We start from the raw sequence: 26,849 nt of genomic DNA on the forward strand, positions 1-26,849 counted from the left end.
TGGAGTCAGGGTTGTGGTAACAACTGGATCAACTGATCGGAATGCCCGATTCCACGACCCGCGCCGGGTTCAGTGGTCGGGTTCGAGGTCCCCGGCGAGCCACCGGACGGCGGCCGGGCTGAACAGCATGACCAGCACCACGAGTGCCGCCAGTGCGAGCGGCACGCTGAACACCGGCCAACCGCTCGTGTACAGGTAGTACGCGACCGGGAGCAGCAGGATCTGGGCGACCATCGCGATCGAGCGTCCCCAGCGCCGGCCCGTCAGGAGGGCGAGCCCGCCGACGAGAACACCGCCGCCGATGATGCCGAACCAGCCCGCGGTGCCATAACCGCTGATGGCTGTCTCCTCGTGTCCGGCGAGGCCGCGGATCACCAGGATCACCGCCACCGTGACGCCGATCAGGCCCTCCACGGTGGTCACCGCGCCGGCCACCCTGATCTGGGTGGGCGTCACCGACGGATCGACGTCGACCTCAAGCCGGTCCTGCTCCGGGCGGTCCTTCTCCGTGCTCACGCGTCCAGGGTATTCGGGCCGATCGGGAGGTGCCTGCGCACCCCACGGCGCCCACCCGCAGCCTGGCCGATGCAGGGCGGATTGCGCAGTTGTGCCACCTACCCCATATCCTCGGGTGTCGTGCGCGTCATGCTCATCGTCAACCCCTTCGCCACCGCGACCAGTCCGGCCGGGCGCGATGCTCTCGTGCACACGCTGAGCGCTCACTTCGACCTCGACGTCGAGCTCACCACTCATCGCGGCCACGCTTTCGAACTCGCCGCCCGCGCGGCCGCCGAGGGCTTCGACACGGTCGTCGTCCACGGTGGCGACGGCTCGGTGAACGAGGCCACCAACGGTCTTCTCGATCCTCCGGGGACGAGCGACCCCTCGCGGCGCCGGCCGAGCCTGGCCGTGATCCCGGGCGGCAGCGCGAACGTCTTCGCCCGGACCCTGGGCATCGACCCCGACCCACTGCTCGCGACCCAGCAGATCATCTCGCTGCTCGACGCCGGGGCGAGCCGTCGAATCGGACTCGGCCACACCGACGATCGCTGGTTCCTGTTCAACACCGGCATGGGCATGGACGCCGTCGTGGTGCACGCGATGGAAGACAAGCGTCATGCGGGCAAGGCCGCCACTCCCGCGCGGTACCTGTGGACCACCGTCAGCAGCTTCCTCAAGCAGGCCGGCAGCTCGGCGACGTTCGACGTCGAGATCCCCGGCCGCGACCGGATCGTAGGTGCCCGTTTCGGTTTCGTCTCCAACACCAGTCCGTGGACCTATCTCGGGCCGCGCGAGATCCGCACCAATCCGACCACCGGCTTCGACACCGGACTCGGCGTGTTCGTGGCGACGTCGACCGGCGTCCTGCGCAACCTCCCTCTCGCCACGCGACTGCTGGCCCAGGCAGATCCCAAGGCGCACCACCTTTTCCGCGACGACGACGTCGACGACATCCGGTTCATCGCCGAGGCCCCGATCGACGTGCAGATGGACGGTGACTACATCGGCGCGTTCCGCGACATACGTTTTCGCCATCGTCGCGACGCCCTGACCGTCATCGCACCCGCCCCCACCGCATAGGGCAGCGCGGCGATCGCGAACAACGCCGCCGGCCCGAGATGTACCGATCCCGCAGCCCATCCGGCGAAGGCGAGGATCGCGACCACCTCCTCCCCCACGCCCGCGATCGACGTGACCGTCGCCCGCGACGAGGAGTCCAGTCGGTCCTGCAACGCGGCGTCGGCGACGACCAGCGCCCACCCGAAGACCCCGAACGCGATGGCCACGCCGACGACGCCCGCCGGGTGACCCCACAGGGCGGCCGCGATCAGCGCCACCGCCCCGAGGCCCACCGCGGGGCCGATCGCAGCGGGACTCCGGACGCGCCGGGCCGCAAGGGAACCGCAGATGTCGCCGGTGGCGACCACGATCATGAGCAGTGCGACGGCCTCCGGGGTCATGGCACCCGATGAACCGCCCAGGAACGACTCCATCAACAACGGCAGGTACTCGTCGAGCGCCGCCACCCAGGTCAGGGCGATGACCAGCATCAGCAGCCGACGCGCGATCGGCTGGTCGCGCAGGTGGCGCAGCCCACCGCGGAGGATCGCGAGCCACCCGTCGGGTTCGTCGAGGTCAGTGGTGCCGGCGCCCGGGGCCGGATTCTGTTCGAAGGTCTCCACTCCAGCACGGCCCGACTCCGGCAAACCGGCGGAGACCAGCGCGCAGAGCACGCAGGCCGTGACGCTCGCGGCGCCCGCCGCCGTGTACCCACCCCACGCGAGGAGCGGCACCGCCAGGGCCGTGCCGCCGATCACCCCGATCGCAGCCGCGGCCCGCATCGCACCCGAAAGCCTTGCGTACTCGTGTGACCGGCCGAGATTCGCCAGTTCGTCGTAGACGAGCGCCTGGCTCGTACCCGAACGCAGCGAACCACCGATCGCCCACAGCATGAAGCCCGCGGCGAAAGACGGGAAGGAGGGAGTGAAGGTCCAGAGCGCAAAACCGGTGCCCGTGACCAGAGGCCCCGCCACCAGCAAACGGCGTCGCGAAACCCGGTCTGCGAGGACCCCGGTCGGCACTTCGACGATCACCGTCGACAGCGACCACAGGATGAACAACGCACTGATCTCGACAGGCGACAAACCAGCCCCGGGGACCGTGGGGTCGGCGAAGAGAATCGCGTAAACCGGGTAGAGCGGGATCAGATCCTCGAGCAGGGCGGCACCTACGGCGCAGCCCGCCAGACGCCGCTCAGAACCCCGGCCGCGAGCGCCGGATCGGAGTGGTGTGGATCAACATCGCCGTCGCATGTGAGCAAGAGTACGCGACACGTCTCTCCACGTCACGAGGGATTTTGTGACAGCGTGAGGGTCGTCACCTGCGGAAACTCATCGACAGCCCACAAGAGTGCGCGTAGGCTACTACACGGGCAGCGAACGTGCTGTCCGTACCCCCCATGGGGTCGGCTTTGGCTGAAGTGGTAGGCGCGGGACGTGATGTTGCCCACGTGTTAACCGAGAACCATTGACTTCGGCTGGATTCGTGAAAGTATTCACAAGCAACAACGCGGAAACATTTGGTGCGGCCGCGTGAACTGAGAGTTACCAGCCAAACAATCAGCAAGCAATCAACTAATCGAGTGGTGCGCGGAAACGCGCCTGAAGGAGTAGTGGAATGGACTGGCGTCACAAGGCCATCTGTCGCGACGAGGATCCGGAGCTGTTCTTCCCCGTGGGAACCAGCGGTCCGGCCATCGCGCAGGTCGCCGACGCAAAGCTCGTCTGCGCACGGTGCCCGGTCACCGCTGACTGCCTCTCGTGGGCCCTCGAGTCGGGCCAGGATGCAGGCGTCTGGGGCGGCATGAGCGAGGACGAGCGTCGCGCACTGAAGCGTCGTACCGCACGTACCCGCACCCGTAGCAGCGTCTAGGCTCCTCCGAGCCGGCGCTCGCCGGATTCGAAAATACCCGGCCACGGCCGGGTTTTTTCGTGTCCGGCAACGGCTTTCGACACACGTATGTCCGTACCGCGTCAGGGACGCCGCATCAGGAACGCAGCGGAATGTGCACTCCGACTTCGGTTCCCACACCTTCCGGGTTCGGCCGGACGTCGAGTTCGCCGCCGAGTTCGATCGACACCAGTGTCTTCACGATCTGCAGTCCGAGGTGATCGGAGGTCGCCAGGTCGAAGTTCTCGGGGAGTCCGGAGCCGTTGTCTCGCACCGCGATACGAAGGTTGCGCACGTCACGTTCGGCGATCACCGCGATCTCCGCGTCGGATCGGGGCGAACCGTCGAAGCCGTGCTCGATCGCATTCTGGATCAGTTCGGTGAGCACCATCACCAGAGGCATCGCCAGCTCTGCGGTGAGAACGCCGAGCCGGTCGCGGTGACGCACCGTCACCCGTGACTCGTTGGACGCCACGTCGACCAGGATCGGGACGAGACGGTCGACGACCTCGTCGAGATCGACCTCCTCGTCGACGCTGCCGGACAGCAGCTCATGGACGAGTGCGATCGACGCCACGCGGCGCACGGCCTCGTTCAACGCCTCCCGCGCGTCGGTGTTCGAGGTTCGCCGAGCCTGCAGACGCAGCAGCGCAGAGACCGACTGCAGATTGTTCTTCACCCGGTGGTGGATCTCCCGGATGGTCGCATCCTTGCTGATCAGCGCGCGGTCGCGCCGTTTGACCTCGGTGACGTCGCGGATGAGCACCACGCTCCCCGACTCCTCCCCCTTCGGGCGGAGCGGAACCGCCCGGATGAGGACCGTCGCGCGCCGGGCGTCGGCCTCCACCCGCATGCCGATGTCGCGGTACGGGCCGGTCGGCACCTCGGCCACCCCGGCCGCGATGTCGAGCATCATCGCGACGTCGTCGGCCTCGAACGGCTCGGTGACGAGTTGTTTCACCACATCGGAGAGCCGCGTGTGGTTGAGCTCCGCGGTCCAGCCCATGCGGTGGAACGCCGAGAGCGCGTTGGGGCTCGTATAGGTGACCGTGCCGGTCCGGTCGAGCCGGATGAAACCGTCGCCGGCGCGAGGCGTCGACAATCCCCGCGGATTGCCCTCCTCGTGCGGGAACGTGCCGTCGGCGACCATCTGGCACAGATCGTCCGCCGAGTCCTGATATGCGAGCTCCAGGGGCGACGGCAGTCGCGGATGAGTGAGGTCGACGGCGCGCGTCAGCACGCCGATCACCGCACCCTCGAAGCCGACCGGGACCGCCTCCTGTCGCATCGCGGTGGCCCCGAACCATGTCGGGTCCTCGTCGCGGAGGACCTTGTCGGAATCGAACGCGCGCAGCACCTGCGGATGTACGGAGGTGTCGATGACCCGGCCCACCTCGTCCGTGGGGAAGACGGTCGACGCGGTGTTGGGGCGGCACTGCGCGACGGTGACCACGTCCCCCTCGTCGGTGCGCACCGACAGGAGGAAATCGGCGAAGGAGAGGTCGGCGAGCAGCTGCCACTCGGCAACGAGGCGCTGCAGGTGTGCGGCGGCCGCGTCGGACAGCGTGGTGTGCTCGGCGAGCAGGTCGGCAAGGGTCGACATGGGGCAGGCTCCGGGGTCGCGGACCGACGGTCGGGCGTTGTCGGGCTACCGGAAGGTGGCGATGACGTCGCCGGCCTGGATGACGTCGCCCACTTTCACCTTGAGGTGGGCGATCGTGCCCGGTTCCTCGGCGAGGACGGGGATCTCCATCTTCATCGACTCCAGCAGCACGAGTGTGTCGCCGACCTCGATCTGCTGTCCGGGTGCGACCAGGACCTCGAGGACACTCGCGACGATCTCTGCCACCACGTCTTCAGCCATGCACATAAGTTAGCCCACGAGGTGACCGGCGACGACGGGTCGGGGCCGGGTCGGGACCGATCGCGACCGGTCGGTGGCCGACCGGGTTTTGGCACGTGGGAGAATGCCTGAGACACTGTGATGTCCCCATCCGCCGGCAAAAGGAGATGCGTCATGGGAAAGCGCGGACGCAAGAAGCGCGCTCGTAAGAAGAACGCTGCCAACCACGGCAAGCGTCCGAACGCCTGATCTTCGCCTCACGGCGGGGTTCGGCGAACGAGCACCAAGAAAAACGCCCGGGTACGGCCATCATGGCCAACCCGGGCTTTTTCGTGTCGTCACCCCCGGATCAGCCGGGGGTGACGAGGGTTTCAGCGGTCGGTCTCGGCGACCTCTTGGATGATGACCGTCTTGCGGATCTCCACCCGCAGACGATCACGCAGGCCCTGGGGTGCCTGGTCGCCGCCGCACTTACGGTTGACCAGCGCCTTCAGCTGCCGCTCGATGCCGTAGTGGGCAAGGCACGACGGGCAGGTGTCGAGGTGACCCTGGAGCCGCTTGCGGGCGTTCTCGTCGCACTCGTTGTCCAGCAGCAGCCAGACGTCGGCGATGACCGCCGAGCAGTCGAGCTGGGTGAGTTCCGGATCGATGTCGCTCATCGCGCCACCTCCGCACCCTTTGCCGTGGCGGACCGGTGGAAACCACGCTCCCGGGCGACGTCGGCCAGCAGCTCACGCAGCTGACGGCGTCCTCGGTGGAGTCGGGACATGACGGTGCCGATGGGGGTGTCCATGATCTCGGCGATCTCCTTGTACGGCAGGCCTTCCACGTCGGCGTAGTACACGGCCATCCGGAAATCCTCCGGAAGCTCCTGCAGCGCGGCCTTGATCTCGTCGTCCGGAAGGGCGTCGAGGGCCTCGATCTCCGCCGAGCGCAGCCCCTGGGAGGTGTGCTCGGCTGTCGACGCGAGCTGCCAGTCGGTGATCTCGTCGGTCGGGTACTGCGCCGGCTGGCGCTGTTTCTTGCGGTAGCCGTTGATGTAGGTGTTGGTCAGGATCCGGTAGAGCCACGCCTTGAGGTTGGTGCCCTCCCGGAACGACGCGAAAGCCGTGAACGCCTTGATGTAGGTCTCCTGGACCAGGTCCTCGGCATCGGCGGGATTGCGGGTCATCCGCAGCGCAGCACCGTACATCTGGTCGAGCAACGGCAGGGCGTCGCGTTCGAACCGTTCGGTGAGCTCTTCGGGGGACTCGCTCGGATCGGCGCGCCTCGGCGCACCCTTCTCGGCGGACACGCCCGCAGCGGAACCGGTCGCGGTGGACCCGGTACCGGCTGCTTCGGTGTCGGCTGACTCGGCTTCGGCCACTACGATCCCTTCGATGAGAGGCGTCACTGGGACGTTGCCGGTCAAGCTTACCGACCCCGGCCCGGACAGGAGGTGCGTCGCCTCCACGAGTACCGGTGGCTCGAGTACCGCCGCTGTGCTCATCTCGGTTCTACCTCCTCGCATGCGCTCCCGATCTTTCTGTCGCAACCAGTCACAACAGGGTGGGACGGGCAGTTTGTTCCCGCGGCGTCGCATACGCTCACCACGTCACATCCGGCCCCAGTCCCACCGGGAGGCACCCGACCATGGCGGCAACACCCGCGATCGCTGCCCTCGAACGCGCGAAGATCGCCCACACCGTGCACCGCTACGACCACGACCCGCGATCGGAGGCCTACGGGGCCGAGGCGGTCGAGGCCCTCGCCGACGCGCTCGGGGTGGTCGGCGAGCAGGTCTTCAAGACGCTGGTCGTCGAGCTGTCCGGTGGCAGCCGCCCGGGTCTGGCCGTCGCCGTGGTCCCGGTCCCCCGCAAGCTGTCGGTGAAGGCGGCCGCCGCCGCACTCGGCGCGTCGAAGGCACAGATGGCCGAGGCCAAGGCCGTCACCCGCAGCACCGGTTACGTCCTCGGCGGCGTCTCCCCCGTCGGCCAGCGGACGGCCCTGCCGACGGTCGTCGACTCCTCGGCACTCGAGTTCGACCGGATCCTCTGCAGTGCGGGCAAGCGCGGTCTCGAGATCGCTCTGGCACCGGCGGATCTCGTCGCCGTGACGAAGGCCGTGGTCGCCGACATCGCCGTGTGAGGCCCCTCTGTCACAGGCGAATGGCAGCATGGTGACCATGTGCGGACGCTATGCGGTGACCACCGATCCGGCGAAGCTGGCGGCGGAGATCGACGCGGTCAACGAGGTACCCGAGCCGGCGAAGGAACCTGCCGATCCCGATGCCCTCGACCTCGATACCCCCGCACCTCGCGCCCTCGGCCCGAACTACAACGTCGCGCCGACGACCGCGGTGATGACCGTGGTCAAGCGGCACTCCCCGGAGGATCCCGAGGACGATCCGCTGCTGCGCATCCGCGCCATGCGCTGGGGGCTCGTACCGCCGTGGACCAAGGAGATCGGCAAGGGTCCGCTGCTGTTCAACGCCCGCGCCGAGAGCGCCGCGGAGAAGAGCTCGTTCCGTGCGTCGGTGAAGTCCAAGCGCTGCCTGGTGCCGATGGACGGCTGGTACGAGTGGAAGAAGGGTCCGCCCGACAGCAAGGGCAAGCCCACCAAGATCCCGTTCTACATGTCCCCGCAGGACGGGACCCGGCTGTTCATGGCCGGGCTGTGGTCGGTGTGGCACGACAAGAACTCCGACGACGCCCCACCGCTGCTGAGCTGTTCGATCCTCACCACCGATGCGGTCGGCAAACTGCGCGACATCCACGACCGGATGCCGCTGATCATGCCGTACGACAACTGGGAGGCCTGGCTCGATCCGGACCACCGGGCGCCGGACGACCTGTTCGCGCCGCCCGCCGAACCCCTCGCCGAGGCGATCGACATCCGCGAGGTCGCCCCGCTGGTCAACCGCGTCGCCAACAACGGGCCGGAGCTGCTCAACCCACTCTGAGTCAGAGGTCGGCGACGAGGACCGCAGCCCCGTCGAAGTGTCCCGCGGCCAAGTCGGCGAGGGCACGGTCGGCCTGCGACATCGGGTACTCGTGGGTGGTCGCCCGGACCCCGTGCTGGGCGGCCAGCGTCAGGAACTCCGCACCGTCGGCGCGGGTGTTGGCGGTGACCGAACGGATCTCCCTCTCGTAGAACAGTTCCCGCTCGTAGTTGAGCGGGGGTACGTCGGTGAGGTGGATGCCGGCGATCGACAGGACGCCGCCGCGGTCGAGTGCGCGCATCGCCACCGGGACCAGTTCGCCGACCGGGGCGAAGGTGATCGCGGCGTCGAGCAGCACCGGCGGCACGTCGGTGGCATCGCCGACCGACGCCGCACCGAGATCACCGGCCAGGCGCCGGGACTTCTCTCCGCGGGTGAGGACGTGTACCTCGATCCCGAGGGCGATCGCCAACTGCGCACACAGGTGAGCACTACCGCCGAAACCGTAGAGTCCCAGCCTCTTCGGACGCCCGGGCTCCGCCCCGAGATCGTCGAGGAGGCCGGTCCGCCGGAGTGCGCGATAGCCGATGATGCCGGCACACAACAGCGGCGCGATCGAGACGTCGTCGATCCCGGCCGGCAGCGGATAGGCGAAGGCCGCGGGCACGGCGACCAGCTCGGCATAACCGCCGTCGACGTCCCATCCGGTGTACACAGATGCCGCACAAAGGTTCTCGGCACCGCGGAGACAGCGATCGCAGGTCCCGTCGGTGCGGTGCAGCCAGGCGACGCCGACGCGGTCTCCGAGGGAGAAGCCGTCGGCGTCCGGACCGAGTTCGACGACCTCCCCGACCACCTCGTGTCCGGGCGTCACATCGGCACGGTGGACCGGTAGGTCACCCTCGGCGACGTGGAGATCCGTCCGGCACACACCGCAGGCGCGGACCCGGACCAGCAACTCGCCGGCCCCTGGCCGCGGTTCCGGTTTGTCGACGAGCCGCAGTGGTCGGGTGTCGATCGGCCCCGGCTCGCTCACCGCCCAAGCGCGCATGTACCTCAGGCTAAACCCGCCCGCGCGGTGCGGCGTGGTGTTGCGCATGACCGGTCTCACACCGATCGGACTACACCTTCCCGACGCAGTGTCGGTATCGTTGCCGACATGGTGTCGGTAAACATGCGAGGGCAGTGACATGTTCCTTGCCCTTCGAGAACTCTCTTTCGCACGCGGTCGATTCGCCCTGATGGGATCGGTGGTCGCACTCATCGCCATCCTGATGGTGCTGCTGAGCGGTCTGTCGGTCGGTCTGGTCAACGACGGCGTCTCCGGTTTGAAGAAACTGCCGGTGACCTCCTTCGCCTTCCAGAAGGACATCGCGACCGACTCCGCCTTCTCCCGCTCCCTGGTCCCGACGTCGGCGGTCGGGAAATGGGCCGAGCAGCCTGGCGTCGAGGACGCCGCACCCTTCGGCAACACCCTGATCAACGGCCGGACCAACACCGGCGTGGACATCGACCTCGCCCTCTTCGGGGTGGAACCGGGCAGCTTCGTCAGCCCCACCGCCTCCGAGGGCAAGTCGCTGTCGAACACCCCCGGTGAGCTCGTCATCAGCCAGACCGCCGCCGACGACGGGCTGTCGATCGGTGACACGGTCACCGTCGAACCGCTCGGCACGGAGCTGCGCGTCGTTGGGATCCTCGACGGCCAGAGCACCTTCGGTCACGTCGACGTGGCGTTCGTGCCGCTGGAGACGTGGCAGGAGATCCGCGCCGGTGCTCGTCCCGGCGAGCCGGTGCCGCCGCGCGTCTACGACGACATCACTGCCGTCGCAGTCAAGGCCGACAAGTCCGTGGACCTCGCCGCCGGCGACGCCGCCGCGGACACCACCTCACTGACGCTCGACGAATCCTTCGGCGCCTCACCGGGTTACACCGCGGAGACCTCGACCCTCTCGTTGATCCAGGCCTTTCTGTACGCGATCTCGGCCCTCGTCGTCGGCGCGTTCTTCACCGTCTGGACCATCCAGCGCAGGCAGGAGATCGCCGTGATGCGCGCCATGGGCGCCTCGACCGGCTACCTCTTGCGTGACTCGCTGATGCAGTCGTTCATCCTGCTGCTCGTCTCTGCCGGAATCGGTATCGGGATCGGTGTCGGCCTCGGTGCCGCCATCGGTTCCACCCCGATGCCCTTCGCCCTGGAGACCGGTTCGGTCGCCGCAGCCGGCGGGCTGCTGATCCTGTTCGGCATGATCGGCGCCGCCGTCGCGGTGCTCCGCATCACCCGGGTCGACCCCCTGACCGCCTTGGGAGGCAACCGATGACCGCGCTCGCACTCAACGACGTCACTCTCGTCCACGGCGACGGGGAAGACGTGGTCACCGCCCTCGACGCGGTGAACCTCGAGGTCGCCCCCGGCGAGTTCGTCGCCGTCGTCGGCCCGTCCGGATCGGGCAAGTCCAGCCTGCTCGCGGTCGCGGGCGGCCTCATCACCCCGACATCGGGGAAGGTCACCGTCGGCGACGCCGACCTGGGAACCGCGTCGAAGCGCGATCTGACCAGGATCCGTCGCGAACACATTGGGTTCGTGTTCCAGAGCGGCAACCTGCTCGACGCGCTGACCGTCGAGGACCAATTGCGTCTGCCTCTGACCTTCGGTCGCGTCGCCGAATCCCGTTCACCGGCCGAACTGCTCGCCGGAGTCGGGATGTCGCACAAGGCGAAGCGGCGTCCCCATCAGCTGTCCGGCGGTGAACGGCAGCGCGTCGGTATCGCGCGGGCGTTGATGACGCGACCGGATGTCCTCCTGATCGACGAACCCACCGCGGCCCTCGACCGGCGGCGCAGTCACGAGATCGTCGAACTGCTCGCGCGCGAGACGCACGAGCACGGCGTCGCGACCGTGATGGTGACCCATGACCAGGACGTTCTCATACACTGTGACAAGGTGTACGAGATGATCGACGGACAACTGAACCCGGGCTCCCCGGCGTCCAGCTGAGCTGAGGAGGTGGGCGTTTGCCACGCATCCAAGCGCCCACCGTCGCCGAGCACCGGCGACAGCAGGAGCAGGCGATCCTGGCCGGCGCGAAGGCGATTCTCGCCGAGACCGGCCAGGTCCCGACCCTCGCCGCAGTCGGCAAGCGCGTCGGGCTGGCCCGCTCCAGTGTCTACCAGTATTACTCGTCGAGCGAAGAGCTCCTGGCCGCGGTGGTGGCCGACCTCTTCCCCAGTTGGGTCCGGTTCGTCCGGGATCGGGTCACGGCACAAAGTGAACCCGGACAACAGATCTGGGGTTACATCGGCGCGAATGTCGAACTGTTCGTCGGTTCTGAGCAGGACGTGGCGAATGCGCTGACCCGCGTGGTCGACCCGAGTGTGTTGCAGGAGCCGATGCAGCGGTTCCATCGCGAACTCCAGGAACCGCTCGTCGAAGCCCTCGTCGCGCACGGCGAACCGCGGCCGCTCGAGGTCGCCCAGCTCATCGACTCGATGATCGTCCAGGCGTGTCGATCCCTCGGGGGCGAGCACTCCGCGACCTCGGCGCAGCCGCCCCCCGAGGGGAGTGCTCAGGAGATCACCGCGATGATCCGCCGTCTGATCGGCAGCTACCTCGGGCTCGCCGACGCCTGACGCCGGCGATCACGCCCCCTCTCAGCGAAAGGCGTAGTCGCTCAGCGGGAACGAGTCCATCTCCCGCAGGGTCCGCAGCGTGGAGGCCGGCCGCAGGAGCGTGGCCTCCCCGTGCTGGTTGAAGTAGTAGCTCCGCGAGCTCACACAGTTGCCGTTGTAGAAGACCGACGACTGCAGGCGATCGGTCACCTCGTCGAGGAAGGCGTCGTTGGCGGTCTCGGTGACCTCGAAGGTGTCCCGCCCGCGGCGTCGGAGTTCACCGAAGAGTCGGCTGATGTGCTTCATCTGCCCCTCGATCGTGGTGAAGTACGACAGCCCGCTGTAGGAGTACGGGCTGTTGAGTGAGATGAAGTTGGGGAACTTCGGCACGGTGACGCCCTCGTAGGCCTGGAACCTGCCCTCGCGCCAGAACTTCCCGAGGTTGCGGCCCTCCCGCCCGACGATGTCGAAGGCCGGGAAGTTGACGTCCCACAGGTTGAATCCGGTTGCCAGCACAAGGGTGTCGATCTCGGTCTTCGTGCCGTCGCCGGCCAGTATCCCATCGGCCTCCAGACGGGCGATGCCGCTGGTCTGCAAGGTCACGTTCGGCCTGGTGAAGCTGGCGAAGTACGTGTTGGAGAAGGTCGGCCGCTTGCAGCCGAAGTCATAGTCCGGCGTCAGCTTCCGACGGAGTTCGGGATCGGGGACCTGGGACCGCAGGTGGGCCTTGGCCAATCGGGCCGCCAGTTTGTTGCCGGGCTTGAGCTGCTTGTAATGCAGGACGCCGGAGACCATCAGCAGTTCCAGCAGCGAGGTGTTGACCAGGCGAGCCGCCCGCTGCGTCAACGGGATCCGCCGGAACAGCTGCTGCACCGCCGACGGGATCGCGAAGTCGATCTTGGGAACGACCCAGATCGGTGTCCGCTGGAAGACGGTGAGCGCATCGGCACGCTCGGCCACCTCCGGGATCAGCTGGACCGCCGTCGCCCCGGTGCCGATGACCGCCACCTTCTTGCCGGTGAAGTCGAAGCCGTCCTCCCACGCCGCGGTGTGCAGGATCTTGCCCTGGAAGTTCTTGATCCCCGGGAAGTCCGGGACATGGGGCTGGGAGAGGAAGCCGGTCGCGGTGACGAGGTAGCGGGCGGTTCGCTGGGTTCCGTCACCGGTCCGTACCCGCCAGAGCCGCGCGGCGTCGTCCCATTCGGCGGAGTCGACGGTCGTGCCGAACTCCATGTGCCGCTTGAGGTCGTATTTGTCCGCGACGTGATGGGCGTAGCGTTTGAGCTCGGGTCCGGGCGCGAACAGACGCGACCAGTTCGGGTTGGGCTCGAAGGAGTACGAGTACGTGACCGAGGCGATGTCGACCGCGAGACCGGGATAGTGGTTGACATGCCAGGTCCCGCCGAGATCGTCCTCCCGCTCGAGGATCGCGATGTCGTCGACGCCCAGGCGTTTGAAGGCGATGGCGGCACCCATTCCGCCGAATCCGGCGCCGACGATCAGCACCTCGTGAGCAGGCGCGTCATGTGCAGGTTGCATGAGAGACCCCAATAACTGTAACCGACAGTTACTGTAACCTAGCACACACCGCGGGTGTGCGTAACTCCCTGGTCAGGCGATCGCGGTGCCGTCCCAGAGCACGTCGAAGAACTGTGTGGCCATCAGCTCCTCGCTCTTGTTGCGATCCAACCCGAGTTCCTTGCGGTAGGCCAGGATGTGCTGCAACGACAACGCCGAATACAGCAGCGGCAGGTGGTCGTGCGGCTGGTCGTAGACACCGCTCGCCCCCTTGGCCGCGGCGAGGTTCCGGCGGAGATGAGACGGGTGCTTGAGTGCGTCGCGCAGCACCGCCGCCTTGATCATCTTCTTGCGCCCCGCCGGGACGACGACGAGTTCGCCCGGGTCGAACAGCGCGGTGTCGAACTCCTCGGACGTTGCCACGGTGCAACCGGCGGTCGGTCGCGGATTGCACTCCACCATGTGGTGGACCCCGTCGTCGGTGACGAGGTAGTCGAAGCTGATCTGTCCGTGCCAGTTGAGTTCTCGCGCGATGGTCTGGGCTGCGGCGAGGGATTCCGGCGAGTCGACGGACTGGAAGACGATGCCGCCGCGGTCGTCGATCGCGAGGGGGTGCTCGTAGCAGGAGTGCAGGACGATCTCGCCGTGGTGGGCGACGCTCCAGCTGCATCGGTCGACACCCGCAAGGTACTCCTGGACGAGCCACGGGTCGTCGGGCGTCGGGGTGATGTCGTCGACCGACGATTCCCCGGCCAGCGGCCCGGTGTTGGTGAGGATGTCGAGTCCGCCGCGCCCGAAGGCGGCCCGGGCGAACCAGTGCGGCCACTGCCCGGTGGCCTCGCGCAACTCCTCACGGCTCGTGGTCGTCACCGACTCCGCGGCCGGGAGCCCGAGTTCGCGGCAGAGGGCGGTGAACCCGACCTTGTCGTGAACGCGGGCGAGGGTCTCGAAATCGGGGAAGAACAACTCGACGTCGGGATGTGCCGCGGAGATGCGGTCGCGGTGCTTGGCGAGGTAGAAGACCTCCTCGAACATCGGGAGCAGGCAGGTGATGTCGTGCTCGCCGATCGCCTCGATCACCGCGTCGACGAAGGCGGTGGTCTGCTGGGTGGGTGCGGGGAGCACGAGATGCCGTCGCGCGCCGCGCGAGTGACTCCCCGGCGCCGAGGCGAAGGTGTCCGCAGCGGTGACGTCCCGCCCGGTGTCCCCCAGTTTGTGGATCTCGTCGACGGCGAACGGCATCCGGGATGTGGTCACGAGGATGTGCGGTTCAGAGGCCTGCATGGCTGCAGACGATAAGCGACGAGAAGGCTTCCGGCCCGGCGATGACGGACAGATGGCGAGGATTTGTTCCCGTTGGGCACTCCCGACCGCCCCGGCGGTAGTTTGGCAGTCTCATGACTGATCGATCCGGCGCCCCGTCGTCCCGTCCCACCCGAGGTGCATCGGCAGCGGCCGCGCCCCGTTCGACCACCACCTCCTTCCTGGCGGCGGTCTACGCCTTCGCCGTCGTCATGCTGGGGACCACACTGCCGACACCCCTCTACTCGCTCTACGGCGAGAAGCTCGGCTTCGGTGTCGCCACGACGACGGTCATCTTCGGTGTCTACGCGGCGGGCGTCATCGCCGCACTGATCGGTTTCGGTCGCTGGTCCGATGTGATCGGGCGACGCAAGCTGCTCATCGCCGGCGCCCTGCTCTCGGTGGCCAGCGCCGTCGTCTTCCTCACCGCCGGACCGGTCTGGCAGCTGCTGGTGGGCCGGGTGCTGTCCGGGTTGTCGGCGGGGATCTACGCCGGCGCCGCGACGACCGCGGTCATCGAACTCGCACCGCCGTCGTGGCGGGGCCGGGCACCCGCCGTCGCGACCGCGGCCAACATCGGCGGACTCGGGATGGGACCGCTGATCGCCGGCGTGCTCGCCGAGTACGCGCCCGATCCCCTGCACACCCCGTTCTTCCTCGACCTCGTCCTCTTGGCACTCGCGTTCGCCGGCATCTGGCGACTACAGGAGACGGTCGACGTCAAACCCGGTGCCCGTCTTGGTGTTCAACGACTCTCCGTACCGGCCGACATGCGCGGCGTGTTCCTCCGCGCGTCGATCGCCGCCTTCGCGGGCTTCGCGGTGATGGGCACGTTCACCGGCGTGATGCCCTCGTTCGTCACGCAGGTCTTCGGCGTCGACGACCGCGCGTTCACCGGCTTGCTCGTCTTCGTGCTGTTCGCCTCCTCGGCGGTCACGCAGATCGTGGTGCGTCGCATGCCCACCGAGCCCGCACTGATCGCCGGTTGCGCGATCCTGATCGGCGGCACCTGCCTGTCCGTTGTCGGCCTGGTCGCCGTGTCGACCGCAGCGCTGCTCGGCGGCGCGGTGGTGTGCGGGGTGGGGCAGGGTATGTCGTTCAGCAAGGGACTCGCTTCGGTGGTCGCGGCCAGCCCGGCCGATCGGCGCGCCGAGGTCACGTCGACCTACTTCGTGGTGGCCTACGTCGCGATCTCACTGCCCATCGTCGGGCAGGGGGTGGCCGCAGAACAGTGGGGACTGCGGCCGGCCGGCATCGCCTTCAACATCGGCGTCGCGGTGCTCGCGCTGGTGGCGTTGATCCTGACGATCATCGTGGTGAGGCGTCCGGGACCCCGTTCTCGTTGAGCACGTTCACCAGCTGCCGAAAACGCACGCTGCTGACCAGGTCCTCCACGAGCACCACCTCACCGTCGGCGTTGGCGAGCGGGATGCACCAGTTCGGGTACTGCTCGGCACTCGTGCCGGGCTGGTTCTGAATCCGCCTCTCCCCCACAGCGTCCACGAGAGCGACGCTCAACAGCACCGACGGCGTGTGTGCGATGACGGCGTAGAGGGCGTCGACGACCTCCGGTTCCGACAGCGGGGTGTCCCGCGACAGCAGTCCGCGCTCGTAGGCGAGTTCGAGGACGGCGTCGCGTTCGCGCTCGTTGCGCTCCCGTTCGGCCTCTTCCCCGGTCTCGAGCAGACCCAACCGTGCGCGCAGCGCGATGTGGTCACCGGCCAGGTAACCCGACGTCGGCGGGAGGTCGTGGGTCGTCACGGATGTCAGACACAGTTCGCGGTAACGTTCCGGCGCGATCGCCGCCTTGCGGTCCTGCTCGAACCACAGGATCGAGGTGCCCAGGATTCCGCGCTCGCGCAACGTGTCCTGCACCGTCGGCTCGAAGACCCCGAGGTCCTCGCCGACGACCACCGCGTCGGCCCGCTGGGCCTCGAGGGCCAGGATGCCGATCAGTGCCTCGCTGTCGTAGTGCACGTAGGTGCCGCGGGCCGGGCCCATGCCGTCGGGAATCCACCACAGCCGGAACAGTCCCAGGATGTGGTCGACGCGGACGCCGCCCGCATGACGCAACACGGTGCGGATCATGTCGCGGTAGGGCTCGTAACCGGCCTCGGCCAGTCGGCGCGGATGCCAGGGCGGCTGATCCCAGCCCTGGCCCTGCTGATTGAAGCCATCCGGCGGTGCGCCCACCGTCGCACCGGAGGCGAGTACGTGACCGAGCGCCCAGGCGTCGGCGCTGTGCCGGCCGACGCCGACGGCGAGGTCGGCCATCACGCCGATGGACATCCCCGCGGACTCCGCGGCATGTGCCGCGGTGGCGAGCTGTTCGTCGCAGATCCACTGCAACCAGATGTGGAAGTCGATGCGCCGAGCCAGCTTCCGGCGCTTCTTCTTCAGGTATGTCGGGTCGAGGGCCTTGTCCTGCCAGCGGGGGTCGTCGGCGTCATAGCGCTCGGCCAGTGCGCACCAGGTGGCGAATCGCTTGAGGCCCTTGCCCTCCCGCTTCCGGAACTCCCGCAGGGCGGTCTTGCGTGCGGGGCTGAGAGGCACGCCGTAGATCAGTTCGAGTGCCTCCAGCTTCGCCCGGTAGGACTTGTTGCGCCGGATCCGGTCGGTGGCGGTGTTCTCGCCCATGAACCCGCGGGCGAGCTTGTCCAACCACTTGCGCTCCGATTTCGACAATCCGTCGAGTTCGGGAATGTCGGTGACCCGGATGTAGATCGGGTTGAGGAAGCGGCGGGTGACCGGAAGATAGGGCGAGGCCTCGATCGGAGGGTGCGGTTGCGCCGCATGCAGCGGATTGACCTGCACGAAATCAGCACCGTACGCACTGCCCGCGACCTCGCAGATGCCGGTCAGATCGGCGAAGTCGCCGACGCCCCACGAGTCCGCCGAACGGATCGAGTACAGCTGGACGGCGAGGCCCCACCGCTGCCGCCCCAGCAGCCGGTCCGCGGTGTGCAGCCGGCGCGGGGTGACGATCAGTGGCGCGCTCGACGCCGTCGAGTCGTCGAGGTCGAGGGCCTTGATCTGGTGGTATCCGGGTTCGAGGTCGTCGGGAACAGCGAAGGTCGCCCGCCCGACGAGCGCACCGTCGATCTCCCGCGGGTCCACCCACACGTCGAGTTGTTCCGGCGCGACGTCGCGGCCGTCCTCGGTGGCGATCCACACCTTGACCAGGTTCCCGTGCGGGACATGGACCCAGAAGGTGTTGTCGCCGCCTTCGGTCACGACGGTGACCGCCGGGACGAACTCGCGCCACGGCCGCTCGTCGACCTCCCGGATCGACTCGTCGATCTCCTCGGGCGAGTCCGCGGGGACGCCGAGTGCGGTGAGGACGGCGACCAGCGTCTCCGCGCTCACGTCGTGGGTCTCCTCGTCCCAGCCCACATAGCTGGTGGCCACACCGTGACGATGCGCCAGTTCGGTCAACCTCTCGGGGATCACGTCAGCCACCTCGCCATCGTCTCAGGATTCGGGCGAGTCCGCGCTACGTCCCTTCGATACGCCCTCCGCAAGCTCCGGGCTACTCAGGGAGCGGAGGGACCGAAGATGACACCCGGGTTCAGCAACCCCTGCGGGTCGAAGGCCGCCTTGACGGCGCGCATGGTGTCGAGGTCGACGTCGGACCGGCCCAGGTGCGTCCAGGCGGTCTTGGCGCGGCCGATGCCGTGTTCGGCGCTGATGGACCCGCCGTTGGCCGCGACGATGCCGAAGACCCGGTCGGTGACGATCCCGGCGTGTTCTTCGGGGACGTCGAGCAGATTCACGTGGATGTTCCCGTCACCCACGTGCCCGAAAAGAATGGGGCGACAGGGGAATTCGCTTGTCGCGCCGACCTCGGCCAGCTCGGCGAATGCCTCCGGCAACGCGCGGATGGGAACGGAGATGTCGAGTTTGACGACCGGCGTCGCGCTCGACCTCGCGATCGTCTCGGTGTGACTCTCGCGTGCTCCCCAGAGTGCTCGCGCGGGCGCCGGTTCGAGGACGGCGTCGACGAGTCCGTCGGTGCCGTCGAGCAATTCGGCCATCGTCGCCTCGATGTCGCCGACCCCGGACACCTCGAGCAGGACGTAGAACGGCCCGGGTGTGGCTGTCGGCCGGCGCTGTCCGTGTTCGTGGACGAGTTCGATGCCGGCCTCGGTCATGAGTTCGGCGGCCTCGACGGTGAGCCCGCGCGACGATGCGGCGCCGATCAGTCCGATCGCGTCCTCGACGTGTTCAACCGCGGCCACCGCGACGGTCGCCGCCGACGGCGGGACGACGAGTTTGAACAGCACGCGGGTGATGACCGCGAGGGTGCCCTCGCTACCGGCGAGGAGCGCCGGGAGGTCGTATCCCACATTGTCTTTCACCAGCGAGGTCCACCGGCGCAGGACGCGGCCGTCGGCGAGGACCGCCTCGATCCCGAGGACCTGGGAACGGGTGTTGCCACGGCGGATCATGCGGATGCCGCCGGCATTCGTCGAGACCACCCCGCCCGCGGTGGCCGACTCGCGGGAGGCCAGGTCGACGGGGAAGGCCAAGCCCGCGTCCGCGGCCCGACCGTCGATGGCGTCGACGGTGGCACCGGCCTGGGCACCCACGCAGCGGCCGACCGCGTCTACCTCGTCGATGTCGGTCATACGGGCCGTCGACAACACGATCACCGGCCGTCCGGTGTCGTCGCGTGGTGGCGGCACCGAACCACCCACGAGTCCGGTGTTCCCGCCCTGCACGCAGATCCGGGCGCCGATGGAGGCGCACTCGCCGACGACCCGGGAGACCTCCTCGGTGGTACGCGGCCGCACCACCGCATCCGCCTCACCCCGGTACCGGCCGGTCCAGTCGACGAGGAAACCCTCGATGGCCTCGGGATCGGTGAGCACATTGCCCGCGCCGACCACCGCGCGCAACTGTGTCAGCAGGGCGTCCGCATGCGCGGACACGGCGTCAGACCTGTGCGACCGCGTCGACGACCGGCGTGGGCCCGTCGTTGAACTCGATGACCTTGTGCACCGTCTCGGGTCGTGCGAGAACCGCTGCGGCGACCGCGGCCACGTTGTCGCGACTGACCTCGTCGCCACCGCCGCGCGTGCCGCCGATGGCGATCTTGCCCGTCCCCGGCTCGTCGGTGAGTTTGCTCGGTCCGAGGATCGTCCAGTCGAGGTCGCCCGACTTCAGATAGGTGTCGGCGGCCGCTTTGGCCTCGGCATACGCGTGGAACGAATTGTCCTCGGGCACGCCGTGATCGGGACCGGCGCCGAAGTAGGAGACCATGACGTACCGGTGGATTCCGACCTTCGCCGCGGCGTCCATCGAGCGGATCGCGGCGTCCCGGTCGACGGCGTAGGTCCGTGCCGGCTCACCCCCACCTGCGCCCGCCGACCAGACCACGGCGTCGTGTTCGGAGATCGCCGTGGCGATCCCGGTCGTGTCGAGGGTCTCCACATCGGCGACGACGGGTACCGCGCCGGTCTCCGCGACGTCCTGCGCGTGTTCTGGGTTTCGGATGATCGAGGTCACCTGATCGCCTCGGTCGGTCAGGATCTTCGCCAGGCGCAGCGCGATCTTGCCGTGTCCGCCGATGATGGCCACTCGGGTCACTGGTTGCTCACTTTCGCGGTCGACGTCACTCGTTCTTCTCCAACGTACCGACCCACGAACGACACCGCCCCGGCCCGAACGCGAGGTGCGTCGGAAACCGGGGCGGGGTTCGCCGTGGGTGCTGCGATCAGACGCGTGTACGCCTGCCGCGCCCGGTCACGAGCTTTACCAGGAACAGCAAGATGCACGCGCCGACCAGACAGGTGATGAACGTTAAGAAAATTCCACCACCCTCAACATCGAATAGTGCACTGAGAAGCCAGCCGCCCAGCAGGCCACCGACAACACCGACGACGACGTTGAGGATGATCCCCTGCTGCGCATCAGTTCCCATGATCTTGCTGGCAATCCAACCAGCAAGACCGCCGATCACGATCCACACAATGATCGCCCACATGTCTGCCTCCTAGGTCGTTGTTGCTCCTGCGTGCGTAAATCGTCCGAATCGTCCAGATCGTGCGATTTGCTACAAGACCGAACGTACCCAGGAATTCCGGGTCCAAACCTGCGGGCACGGATCTGTGTGCACATCGAGACCCGTGCGACGGTCGTGCCGAGACCTTCTCCGGCGGCGGCGCGGCCCGACCTGCGGCTATGGCCGAATCACGGGCAGGTCACCTCGATCTCGTAGGACTTGGTCACCTTCTCGGTCGGGTTCGCGAGATCGACGCCCGACGCCTCACCGGTGATCTTGTAGGTGGAGCCGTCCTTGTCGACCTCGGCGCTGCCCTCACCCACACCCTTCTGATAGCCGAGCGTCACACCGTCCACGGAACCGAGCCCGACCGACTCGACCTCCGGCGAATCCCCCGAGGACAGTACGACGCCGATGCCCGAGGTACCCGATCCGGAACCGATCCCGATCGTCACCTTCCCGGCGGCATCGGTGCAGCCGACGGACTTGTCCGCCAGATCCACCTCCTGGCCGTCGACGGTCACCTTGGCCTCCGCGTCGGTGCTATTGGAGTCGTCCGAGCCGCATGCGGTCACGGCGACGGCCAGTGCCGCCGCGCCGAGGACTGAAGCGGTGTGCACCTTGTTCATCACGAGAACTCCTGGGCAGTCGTGAACGCCGCCGGCCGGCGGACTCCAGACGAATCTAGCCGTTGAGCTGCGCGTTGGCACAGAAATGCCCTAATCCCGGGTCCTTCGGCACCGCAGTGGGTCTCAGGCGATCGACGGCAGTTTCACGTCGGCCTCGATCATCACTGCACGGGTGAGATCGCGGAACTGTTCGTAGTGCCCGTGATAGCCGTACTTGGCGTGCAGACTCGGCCACCGCGTGTGGTCTGCGGCCGCGCCGATCACATTGGCCTCGTGGAGATATGCGGGCAGGATGTTCTGGATCGTCGGATCGCGTCGGAGGCGGTGGACGGTGTCCCGGTGCAGCGACGACGACGCCCGGTACTTGGTGATGACGACACCCAATTCGACGATGGTGCGGCCGATCTCGGCACCGAAGTCGGCGACCTGTCGCTGGATGTGCGGAATCGCGTATGTGGACAACACGTCCGGGATCGTCGGGATGAGATATCCACCGGCCATGAACAATCCGTTGAGACTGAACGGACCGACGTTCGGCGGACAGTCGACGAGGACGTAGTCGTAGCGGGACATGATGGGGGCCAGCGCACCCCGGAGCACCTCGACGGCGGCGAGATGGTCGTCGGCGGCGACGCGGCGCGCGCTCATCTCCTCCTGCAGGTAGATCAGATCGAGCGACGACGGGAGCAGGTCGATCCCCGCGACCCCGTCGACCGACGACACGTCACGTTGAACGGTGCTCTCCAGGTCGAACCGGCTGGTGCCGTCGAGGACGTCGGCGAACAGGGTCGCGACGGTGTGCCCGCGCGCATTACAGGCCTCCCAACCCTTCTCCCCGATCATCATCGTGGTGAGGTTGGTCTGGGCGTCGAGGTCGACGAGGAGCACCCTCTCACCGAAGGCGCCGGCGAGGAAGTCGGCGAGACCGGCCGTGAGCGTGGTCTTCCCGACCCCGCCCTTGAGGCTGATCGTCGCGATCACCGTCGGCATGGTGTCCCCGGTCTGTTCGGTGGGCCTGCGTCGCGAGTCAGACTAACCGGGAGAAACGCGCGGCGCAGCGACTCTCAGCCGGTCTTGCCCAGGGCCTCGACCCTCTGGTCGTGGTGGGCGAAGGTGGGACCGCGCCCGCCGTCCTGCTCTGCGGCCAGCTTGGTGAAGGCGTCGTGCATGACGGCCCAGTAGGTGTCGCCGTTCGCGCGACGCCTGTCGGCCCGCTTCCAATAGCCGGGGATACGTCGATCCAGATTCGCCAGGCGCGCCTGCGCGGCGATGAGTTTCGGTGCGACGCGTCCGATCCGGGTCGGCTCGGGAGTACCGGTGATGCGCTTGCCGAGGAACGTGCCGCCGATGAAGAAATACAGGCCGTGCAGGGTCTGGTGGAGCGCCGACTTCACCTGCGCGTCGATCAACGGCACCCTGACCTTGTCCATCAGCGTGTTGAGCATCATCTCGGAGACGTCGTTGAGCGCCTCGGAGAACTCCGACGGCGGCTCCATCACCGCATAGCCGTAGTCGAGGAGCTCCACCGCTTCGCCGAAGGTGCGCGGGATCATCGCCTCTCGGATACCCAGGATGTGACCGATGTACGACCAGAAGATGTTGAGGTCTTCGAGGTCCCGATAGTCGTAGTGACGACCGTAGTTGATGTCGTACATGAGGTTGGCGACCCCGAACGACGGGATGCCGCCGGACATCTCGGCATTGGAGATCGGCACACCGTGCTGGGCAACCCATTCCTCCCCCCACTTCTTGCGCAGCATGACACGCGCCTGCGCGTGCATCAGTCGTACCCGGACGGCGTTCTTGAACGCGGTGCCATAGCGGTCCAGCGCCCCCGGTGCGGGCAGGTGCACCCAGAACTCGGCGGTCTCCAGCGATCGGTTGACCATGTTGCGCTGCATGCGACCCATGGTTCCGACCGCGCCGCCCACCGAACCTCCCTGGACGGTGACCAGGGTGTTGAGGAAGATCAGCGACGCCTTGCCCGCCGGGCTCACGCTGTTGGCGACGATCGCGCCCCGGTCGACGCGCTCCCTGGTGATCCAGGACGGCGGGTTGTCGATGTGCTCGAAGAGCGCGACGAGTTCCTCCGGCGGATCGTCGATGGTCTCCAGCCCGTTGTCGAGGGCGTCTTCGAACATCTGCCGTCCGGTCCGCGGGGGCAGTCTGCGGAACATCTGCACGACCGCGTCCATCTCCGGATCACCGACCCAGAGATGGTCTTTGGCGCGGGCGACGATGCCGCCGGTGTCGGGGAGCCGATCCTGCACGTCGACCCAGCCGTCGAGCAGTCGATGACGGGCGGGTGTCCAGTCCGGGTTGAACGTCGGCCGCGCGGGCGGTGCCGGTCGCAGCGGGCGCCCCAGCACCGGATCGATCGGGGCGTCGGGGGCGGGCGGCGGGGCGAGGGCGTCGAGTTGATCGTCGAGGACGGTCATGGTGTCTCCGTACGGTCCGAGGTCCGGCTACTTAGTAATCTAGGTTAGCCAACTAGATGCCCGTCCGGAGCGGTTCCGTATACGAAGCCGCCTCCGCGCCGAACCCCGCGGTTCCGTCCCGCGCACCAGTCCCCGCATCGCGGCCGGCCCGCCCTGACGTTTCCACCGATGATCATGATTCGGGAGAACGCGGTAATTAGGGCGACCCCGACTCTGCCGGCATTGTCGAAATCTGTGAGAATGGGCGTCGCCGGACATTTCACGCCGAGACCGCACGGACACCACGGCACATTTCATGAACCGAGGAAATGCGCGACAGTCCGCAATCCCCTGGCTCCACGTGATACCGATTCACCGAACGCGGCGGCCCGACTTCCGCGAGTTGAGGACAGTCATGACCATCAGCCCCATGACCCACCGTCTCCGAAGGTTCTCCGCCGGAATGGCATTCGCCGCGGCGGCAGCGATCGGCACCGCCCTCACACCCCCTGCGTCGGCCGCTCCGGCCGATGTCACCGTCTCACCAACGGTGTCCGGGAACACGATCACGCTCAAGGTCAGCAACAAAGCGAACAAACGCATCGGCTGCGAGATCTTCGGCGTGAAGGCGAATACCCCGCCGGCCGCGTCGGCCGTGGCTTTCGGTTACCAGACCCCCGAAGAACTCGGCGCCCTGATCTCGCCCGGTACGTCGAAGGATGTGCCGATGCGGGTCACCGCGGGCAACCCGCCGAGGCCGACCGGGTCCACGACGATCCCGAACGGGACCTACGACATCTACTGGGGTTGCGCCACCATCACCCTGCCGCCGGGCTCCGCCCGCGAGCAGTTCTGGGGCACCAACCCGCCGTTGACCAACATGACCCCGACCGCCGGGGCGCCGGTCCGCGTCACGGTGACGGGCGCGGGGCCGGCCACGCCGGAACCCCGGTCGGAGGCGCCCACGACACCGGCTCGCCCGACGGTCCCCGGGTTCCCCGGCATCGAGATCCCGGAGCAGATCTGCGCCCCGTGGGCCTGCTACCCGCTGCCGAGATCCTGATCGCTCACCGATGCGGCGTCACAGCGGCGTCGGGTGATTGTCCCTGGACTTCGAGCGGAACAGCATGTACCCGCCGTAGAGGGCCAGTCCGATGAGGGCAATCCAGAAGAGCCCCTTGAGCAGCGGCCCGATCACCGCCAGCGCGATGAGGACGACCGCGATGATCCCGAGGACCTTCCAGAACGTGGTTGACGAATTCGTTGATGTGCTCATGCCCCGAGTCTCCGCCGGCACCTCGCGAAAAGCCACAGGTCAGCCCGTATATGGGGCGAAGTTCAGGGAGATCCCTGAGACCCGTCCCTAGCGCTGGAACCAGGCCTCGGGATTGCCGCTCAGGGCCTTGGAGATCCGCAGGCGCGAGGTGTCGGTGAGGTCGTCGGGCAGATCGTCGGGCGCGAACCAGGCGACGTCGGAGTTCTCGTCGTCGGCCGCATGTGGTTCGCCGTCGACGTACCGCGCGAGGAAGCAGACGTCGAGGTAGCGCGTCTGATCCCCGTTGGGGTAGGTGATCATCGGGGTGACGTCGATACTGGTCAGGCGGATGATCTCGGCGGTCACGGCCGTCTCCTCGGCGACCTCACGCAGCGCCGCACGGGCAGGCTCTTCACCGGGCTCGAGCACCCCGGACACGACCGCCCACTGTCCGTTGTCGACGCGCCGGGTGAGCAGCAGACGGCCGTCGGCGTCGCGGACGACCACGCTGACACCCGACAGCCAGAGCTCGCGATGACCGACCTGGGCACGCAGGTCGCGGATGAAGTCGGGGATGGGCATCCCCACATCCTGCCCGCCCGGGCCTCGGGGCGTGCGGCGGTGGCGCGCACAATGTGATCCATGAAGATCTCCCGACGAGCCGAAGAGATCGCTCCGTTCTACGCCATGGAGTTCGCGCGGAACGCGGCCGAGCTGGAGGCGCAGGGCCACCACGTGGTGAAGCTCAACATCGGCGAACCCGATTTCGGACCGCCGCCTGCGGTTCTCGCGGCCGCCCGTGAGGTCAGCGACGGCCGGCCTCTCGCGTACACCGGCGCACTCGGTCTCCCGGAGTTGCGGTCCGCGATCGCGGACTTCTACGGGCACCATTTCGGCGCGGAGGTCGACCCTCGACGGGTCGCGGTCACCTCCGGAGCCTCGGCCGCGCTGCTCATGGCGTGCGCCGCACTCATCGATCCCGGCGACGGGGTGCTCATCGGTGATCCCTCGTACCCGTGCAACCGCCAGTTCGCCCACGCCTTCGGTGCGCGGGTCGACCTGATCGAGACCACCGCGGAATCGCGCTTCCAGTTGACGACCGATGACGTCGAGAGGTCCTGGACCGACACCACACGCGGTGTCATCGTCGCCACCCCGTCGAATCCCACCGGCACCTCGATGCCGTACGACGAGCTGGTCGCGATGACCGATCTCGTCGCCGCGCGCGGCGGCTGGTCCATCGTCGACGAGATCTACCTCGGCCTCTCCGACCCTGATCCGGACGGGCGCGCGCCGCGGAGCATCCTCGCCACCGACACCGCGGGTACAGCCGAGACGGTCGTGATCAACAGCTTCTCCAAGTACTTCGGCATGACCGGCTGGCGTCTCGGCTGGTGCATCGTGCCCGACGAGCTGGTCGGGGTCATCGAACGCCTCGCGCAGAACTTCTACGTCTGCCCGCCCACCCCGTCCCAGTACGCAGCGCTGGCCTGCTTCACCCCGGAGTCCCTGGCCGTCGCCGAGGACAACCGGCGCGAGTTCGCACGTCGTCGGCACCTCGTCATCGACGGGCTCGCGCGCATCGGCCTCGACGTACCGGTCGTCCCCGACGGGGCGTTCTACGTCTACATCGATGTGAGTCCGACTGGGCTGAGCTCGGCGGAATTCTGCGACCGTGCCCTTCGCGAGGCACACGTCGCCCTCACGCCGGGCAAGGATTTCGGGTTCGCCGGCGCCGATCGCTTCGTCCGGCTGTCCTACGCGGCGTCGACGGAGGATCTCGCTCTGGCGATCGATCGGCTCGGCACGTTCGTGGGGGCCGCGAACCCCGCGTGACCCGCACCTGACGTCAGCCTCGCGGATAGAGTGTGATCTGCAACACTCTTCGAGCCCAGGAGACGTCGC

Annotated in this window: 29 protein-coding genes; 11 read left to right on the plus strand and 18 right to left on the minus strand. The window is 67.7% G+C overall.

What is annotated here, in order from left to right; all coding sequences use genetic code 11:
• Positions 1 to 69: 69 nt before the first annotated feature.
• Positions 70 to 516, minus strand: coding sequence for a hypothetical protein (locus OK17_RS16555; RefSeq protein ID WP_461418097.1), 447 nt, complete (start codon positions 514 to 516; stop codon positions 70 to 72).
• A 129-nt stretch (positions 517 to 645) separates the two neighbouring features.
• On the opposite strand from OK17_RS16555, the gene OK17_RS16560 reads away from it, so the two are divergent.
• Positions 646 to 1,581, plus strand: coding sequence for a diacylglycerol/lipid kinase family protein (locus OK17_RS16560; protein ID WP_461418134.1), 936 nt, complete (start codon positions 646 to 648; stop codon positions 1,579 to 1,581).
• Here the strand turns inward: OK17_RS16560 and OK17_RS16565 are convergent.
• The gene (locus OK17_RS16565; protein ID WP_461418135.1) at positions 1,500 to 2,681 is read right to left on the minus strand and encodes an MFS transporter; all 1,182 of its coding nucleotides are present in this window, start codon (positions 2,679 to 2,681) and stop codon (positions 1,500 to 1,502) included. The genes OK17_RS16560 and OK17_RS16565 overlap by 82 nt on opposite strands.
• A 496-nt stretch (positions 2,682 to 3,177) precedes the next feature.
• Between OK17_RS16565 and OK17_RS16570 the strand changes: the two genes are divergently transcribed.
• Positions 3,178 to 3,432, plus strand: coding sequence for a WhiB family transcriptional regulator (locus OK17_RS16570; RefSeq protein WP_004023450.1), 255 nt, complete (start codon positions 3,178 to 3,180; stop codon positions 3,430 to 3,432).
• A gap of 115 nt (positions 3,433 to 3,547) precedes the next feature.
• Here the strand turns inward: OK17_RS16570 and OK17_RS16575 are convergent, their stop codons facing one another.
• Positions 3,548 to 5,053 (minus strand): sensor histidine kinase, encoded by a 1,506-nt coding sequence (locus OK17_RS16575; protein ID WP_461418098.1) that lies wholly within the window; start codon positions 5,051 to 5,053, stop codon positions 3,548 to 3,550.
• A 45-nt stretch (positions 5,054 to 5,098) separates the two neighbouring features.
• The gene (locus tag OK17_RS16580) at positions 5,099 to 5,314 is read right to left on the minus strand and encodes a biotin/lipoyl-binding carrier protein (RefSeq protein ID WP_461418099.1); all 216 of its coding nucleotides are present in this window, start codon (positions 5,312 to 5,314) and stop codon (positions 5,099 to 5,101) included.
• 153 nt (positions 5,315 to 5,467) lie between these two features.
• On the opposite strand from OK17_RS16580, the gene OK17_RS16585 reads away from it, so the two are divergent.
• A complete protein-coding gene (locus tag OK17_RS16585; protein ID WP_369758845.1) occupies positions 5,468 to 5,542 on the plus strand; it encodes a 50S ribosomal protein bL37 in 75 nt (24 codons plus the stop codon).
• Positions 5,543 to 5,664: 122 nt separating this feature from the next.
• Here OK17_RS16585 and rsrA read toward each other — a convergent pair whose 3' ends face one another.
• Both rsrA and OK17_RS16595 read right to left on the minus strand, forming a co-directional pair.
• Positions 5,665 to 5,952: a mycothiol system anti-sigma-R factor gene (gene rsrA / locus OK17_RS16590; RefSeq protein WP_005195223.1), complete on the minus strand. Its 288-nt coding sequence runs from the start codon at positions 5,950 to 5,952 to the stop codon at positions 5,665 to 5,667.
• A complete protein-coding gene (locus OK17_RS16595) occupies positions 5,949 to 6,659 on the minus strand; it encodes a sigma-70 family RNA polymerase sigma factor (protein ID WP_406566971.1) in 711 nt (236 codons plus the stop codon). The genes rsrA and OK17_RS16595 overlap by 4 nt, the downstream gene beginning before the upstream one ends.
• A gap of 266 nt (positions 6,660 to 6,925) precedes the next feature.
• Here OK17_RS16595 and ybaK point away from each other — a divergent pair, with 266 nt between their 5' ends.
• Positions 6,926 to 7,420 carry a Cys-tRNA(Pro) deacylase gene (ybaK, locus tag OK17_RS16600; protein ID WP_461418100.1) on the plus strand — a complete coding sequence of 165 codons (495 nt, stop codon included), beginning with the start codon at positions 6,926 to 6,928 and terminating at the stop codon, positions 7,418 to 7,420.
• Between the two features lie 37 nt (positions 7,421 to 7,457).
• Entirely contained in the window at positions 7,458 to 8,234 is a 777-nt protein-coding gene (locus OK17_RS16605) for an SOS response-associated peptidase (protein ID WP_461418101.1), read from the plus strand.
• A 1-nt stretch (position 8,235) separates the two neighbouring features.
• Here the strand turns inward: OK17_RS16605 and OK17_RS16610 are convergent, their stop codons facing one another.
• Positions 8,236 to 9,264 carry a zinc-binding alcohol dehydrogenase family protein gene (locus OK17_RS16610; protein ID WP_461418102.1) on the minus strand — a complete coding sequence of 343 codons (1,029 nt, stop codon included), beginning with the start codon at positions 9,262 to 9,264 and terminating at the stop codon, positions 8,236 to 8,238.
• A 139-nt stretch (positions 9,265 to 9,403) separates the two neighbouring features.
• On the opposite strand from OK17_RS16610, the gene OK17_RS16615 reads away from it, so the two are divergent.
• The 3 genes from OK17_RS16615 to OK17_RS16625 are packed head-to-tail and all read left to right on the plus strand — an operon-like array spanning position 9,404 to position 11,840.
• Entirely contained in the window at positions 9,404 to 10,531 is a 1,128-nt protein-coding gene (locus OK17_RS16615) for an ABC transporter permease (RefSeq protein WP_461418103.1), read from the plus strand.
• Positions 10,528 to 11,208: an ABC transporter ATP-binding protein gene (locus tag OK17_RS16620; RefSeq protein ID WP_232716291.1), complete on the plus strand. Its 681-nt coding sequence runs from the start codon at positions 10,528 to 10,530 to the stop codon at positions 11,206 to 11,208. Before OK17_RS16615 ends, OK17_RS16620 begins: the two co-directional genes overlap by 4 nt.
• A gap of 17 nt (positions 11,209 to 11,225) precedes the next feature.
• A complete protein-coding gene (locus OK17_RS16625; protein ID WP_461418104.1) occupies positions 11,226 to 11,840 on the plus strand; it encodes a TetR/AcrR family transcriptional regulator in 615 nt (204 codons plus the stop codon).
• Between the two features lie 21 nt (positions 11,841 to 11,861).
• On the opposite strand, the gene OK17_RS16630 is transcribed toward OK17_RS16625, so the two are convergent.
• Positions 11,862 to 13,358, minus strand: a complete 1,497-nt coding sequence (locus tag OK17_RS16630; RefSeq protein ID WP_461418105.1) for a flavin-containing monooxygenase — start codon at positions 13,356 to 13,358, stop codon at positions 11,862 to 11,864.
• A 72-nt stretch (positions 13,359 to 13,430) separates the two neighbouring features.
• On the minus strand, positions 13,431 to 14,621 hold the full coding sequence (locus OK17_RS16635; RefSeq protein WP_461418106.1) for an ATP-grasp domain-containing protein: 1,191 nt from the start codon (positions 14,619 to 14,621) through the stop codon (positions 13,431 to 13,433).
• A gap of 113 nt (positions 14,622 to 14,734) precedes the next feature.
• Between OK17_RS16635 and OK17_RS16640 the strand changes: the two genes are divergently transcribed.
• Positions 14,735 to 15,985 carry an MFS transporter gene (locus tag OK17_RS16640; protein ID WP_461418107.1) on the plus strand — a complete coding sequence of 417 codons (1,251 nt, stop codon included), beginning with the start codon at positions 14,735 to 14,737 and terminating at the stop codon, positions 15,983 to 15,985.
• Here the strand turns inward: OK17_RS16640 and malQ are convergent.
• The 7 genes from malQ to OK17_RS16675 form a co-directional block, all read right to left on the minus strand.
• Positions 15,948 to 18,098 carry a 4-alpha-glucanotransferase gene (gene malQ, locus OK17_RS16645; protein WP_461418108.1) on the minus strand — a complete coding sequence of 717 codons (2,151 nt, stop codon included), beginning with the start codon at positions 18,096 to 18,098 and terminating at the stop codon, positions 15,948 to 15,950. The two genes, OK17_RS16640 and malQ, sit on opposite strands and share 38 nt — an antisense overlap.
• 74 nt (positions 18,099 to 18,172) lie before the next feature.
• Positions 18,173 to 19,570 (minus strand): FAD-binding oxidoreductase, encoded by a 1,398-nt coding sequence (locus tag OK17_RS16650; RefSeq protein ID WP_461418109.1) that lies wholly within the window; start codon positions 19,568 to 19,570, stop codon positions 18,173 to 18,175.
• A gap of 4 nt (positions 19,571 to 19,574) precedes the next feature.
• Positions 19,575 to 20,228, minus strand: coding sequence for an NAD(P)H-binding protein (locus OK17_RS16655; protein ID WP_006360113.1), 654 nt, complete (start codon positions 20,226 to 20,228; stop codon positions 19,575 to 19,577).
• Positions 20,229 to 20,355: 127 nt separating this feature from the next.
• Complete coding sequence (locus OK17_RS16660; RefSeq protein ID WP_461418110.1) at positions 20,356 to 20,625, minus strand: GlsB/YeaQ/YmgE family stress response membrane protein; 270 nt, start codon at positions 20,623 to 20,625, stop codon at positions 20,356 to 20,358.
• 206 nt (positions 20,626 to 20,831) lie between these two features.
• Positions 20,832 to 21,272 (minus strand): lipoprotein LpqH, encoded by a 441-nt coding sequence (locus OK17_RS16665; RefSeq protein ID WP_461418111.1) that lies wholly within the window; start codon positions 21,270 to 21,272, stop codon positions 20,832 to 20,834.
• A gap of 123 nt (positions 21,273 to 21,395) precedes the next feature.
• Positions 21,396 to 22,262, minus strand: coding sequence for a ParA family protein (locus OK17_RS16670; RefSeq protein ID WP_461418112.1), 867 nt, complete (start codon positions 22,260 to 22,262; stop codon positions 21,396 to 21,398).
• Positions 22,263 to 22,336: 74 nt separating this feature from the next.
• On the minus strand, positions 22,337 to 23,710 hold the full coding sequence (locus OK17_RS16675) for an oxygenase MpaB family protein (RefSeq protein WP_232716306.1): 1,374 nt from the start codon (positions 23,708 to 23,710) through the stop codon (positions 22,337 to 22,339).
• A gap of 394 nt (positions 23,711 to 24,104) precedes the next feature.
• Between OK17_RS16675 and OK17_RS16680 the strand changes: the two genes are divergently transcribed.
• Positions 24,105 to 24,752, plus strand: coding sequence for a hypothetical protein (locus OK17_RS16680; RefSeq protein ID WP_461418113.1), 648 nt, complete (start codon positions 24,105 to 24,107; stop codon positions 24,750 to 24,752).
• An 18-nt stretch (positions 24,753 to 24,770) separates the two neighbouring features.
• Here the strand turns inward: OK17_RS16680 and OK17_RS16685 are convergent, their stop codons facing one another.
• Together OK17_RS16685 and OK17_RS16690 are read right to left on the minus strand one after the other, a co-directional pair.
• Positions 24,771 to 24,965, minus strand: coding sequence for a hypothetical protein (locus OK17_RS16685; protein WP_461418114.1), 195 nt, complete (start codon positions 24,963 to 24,965; stop codon positions 24,771 to 24,773).
• Positions 24,966 to 25,052: 87 nt separating this feature from the next.
• A complete protein-coding gene (locus OK17_RS16690) occupies positions 25,053 to 25,526 on the minus strand; it encodes an NUDIX hydrolase (protein ID WP_461418115.1) in 474 nt (157 codons plus the stop codon).
• Between the two features lie 60 nt (positions 25,527 to 25,586).
• Here OK17_RS16690 and OK17_RS16695 point away from each other — a divergent pair, with 60 nt between their 5' ends.
• Positions 25,587 to 26,780 (plus strand): aminotransferase class I/II-fold pyridoxal phosphate-dependent enzyme, encoded by a 1,194-nt coding sequence (locus OK17_RS16695; RefSeq protein ID WP_461418116.1) that lies wholly within the window; start codon positions 25,587 to 25,589, stop codon positions 26,778 to 26,780.
• Positions 26,781 to 26,849 lie beyond the last annotated feature (69 nt).

The sequence above is a fragment of the Gordonia sp. GN26 genome (assembly GCF_054823965.1).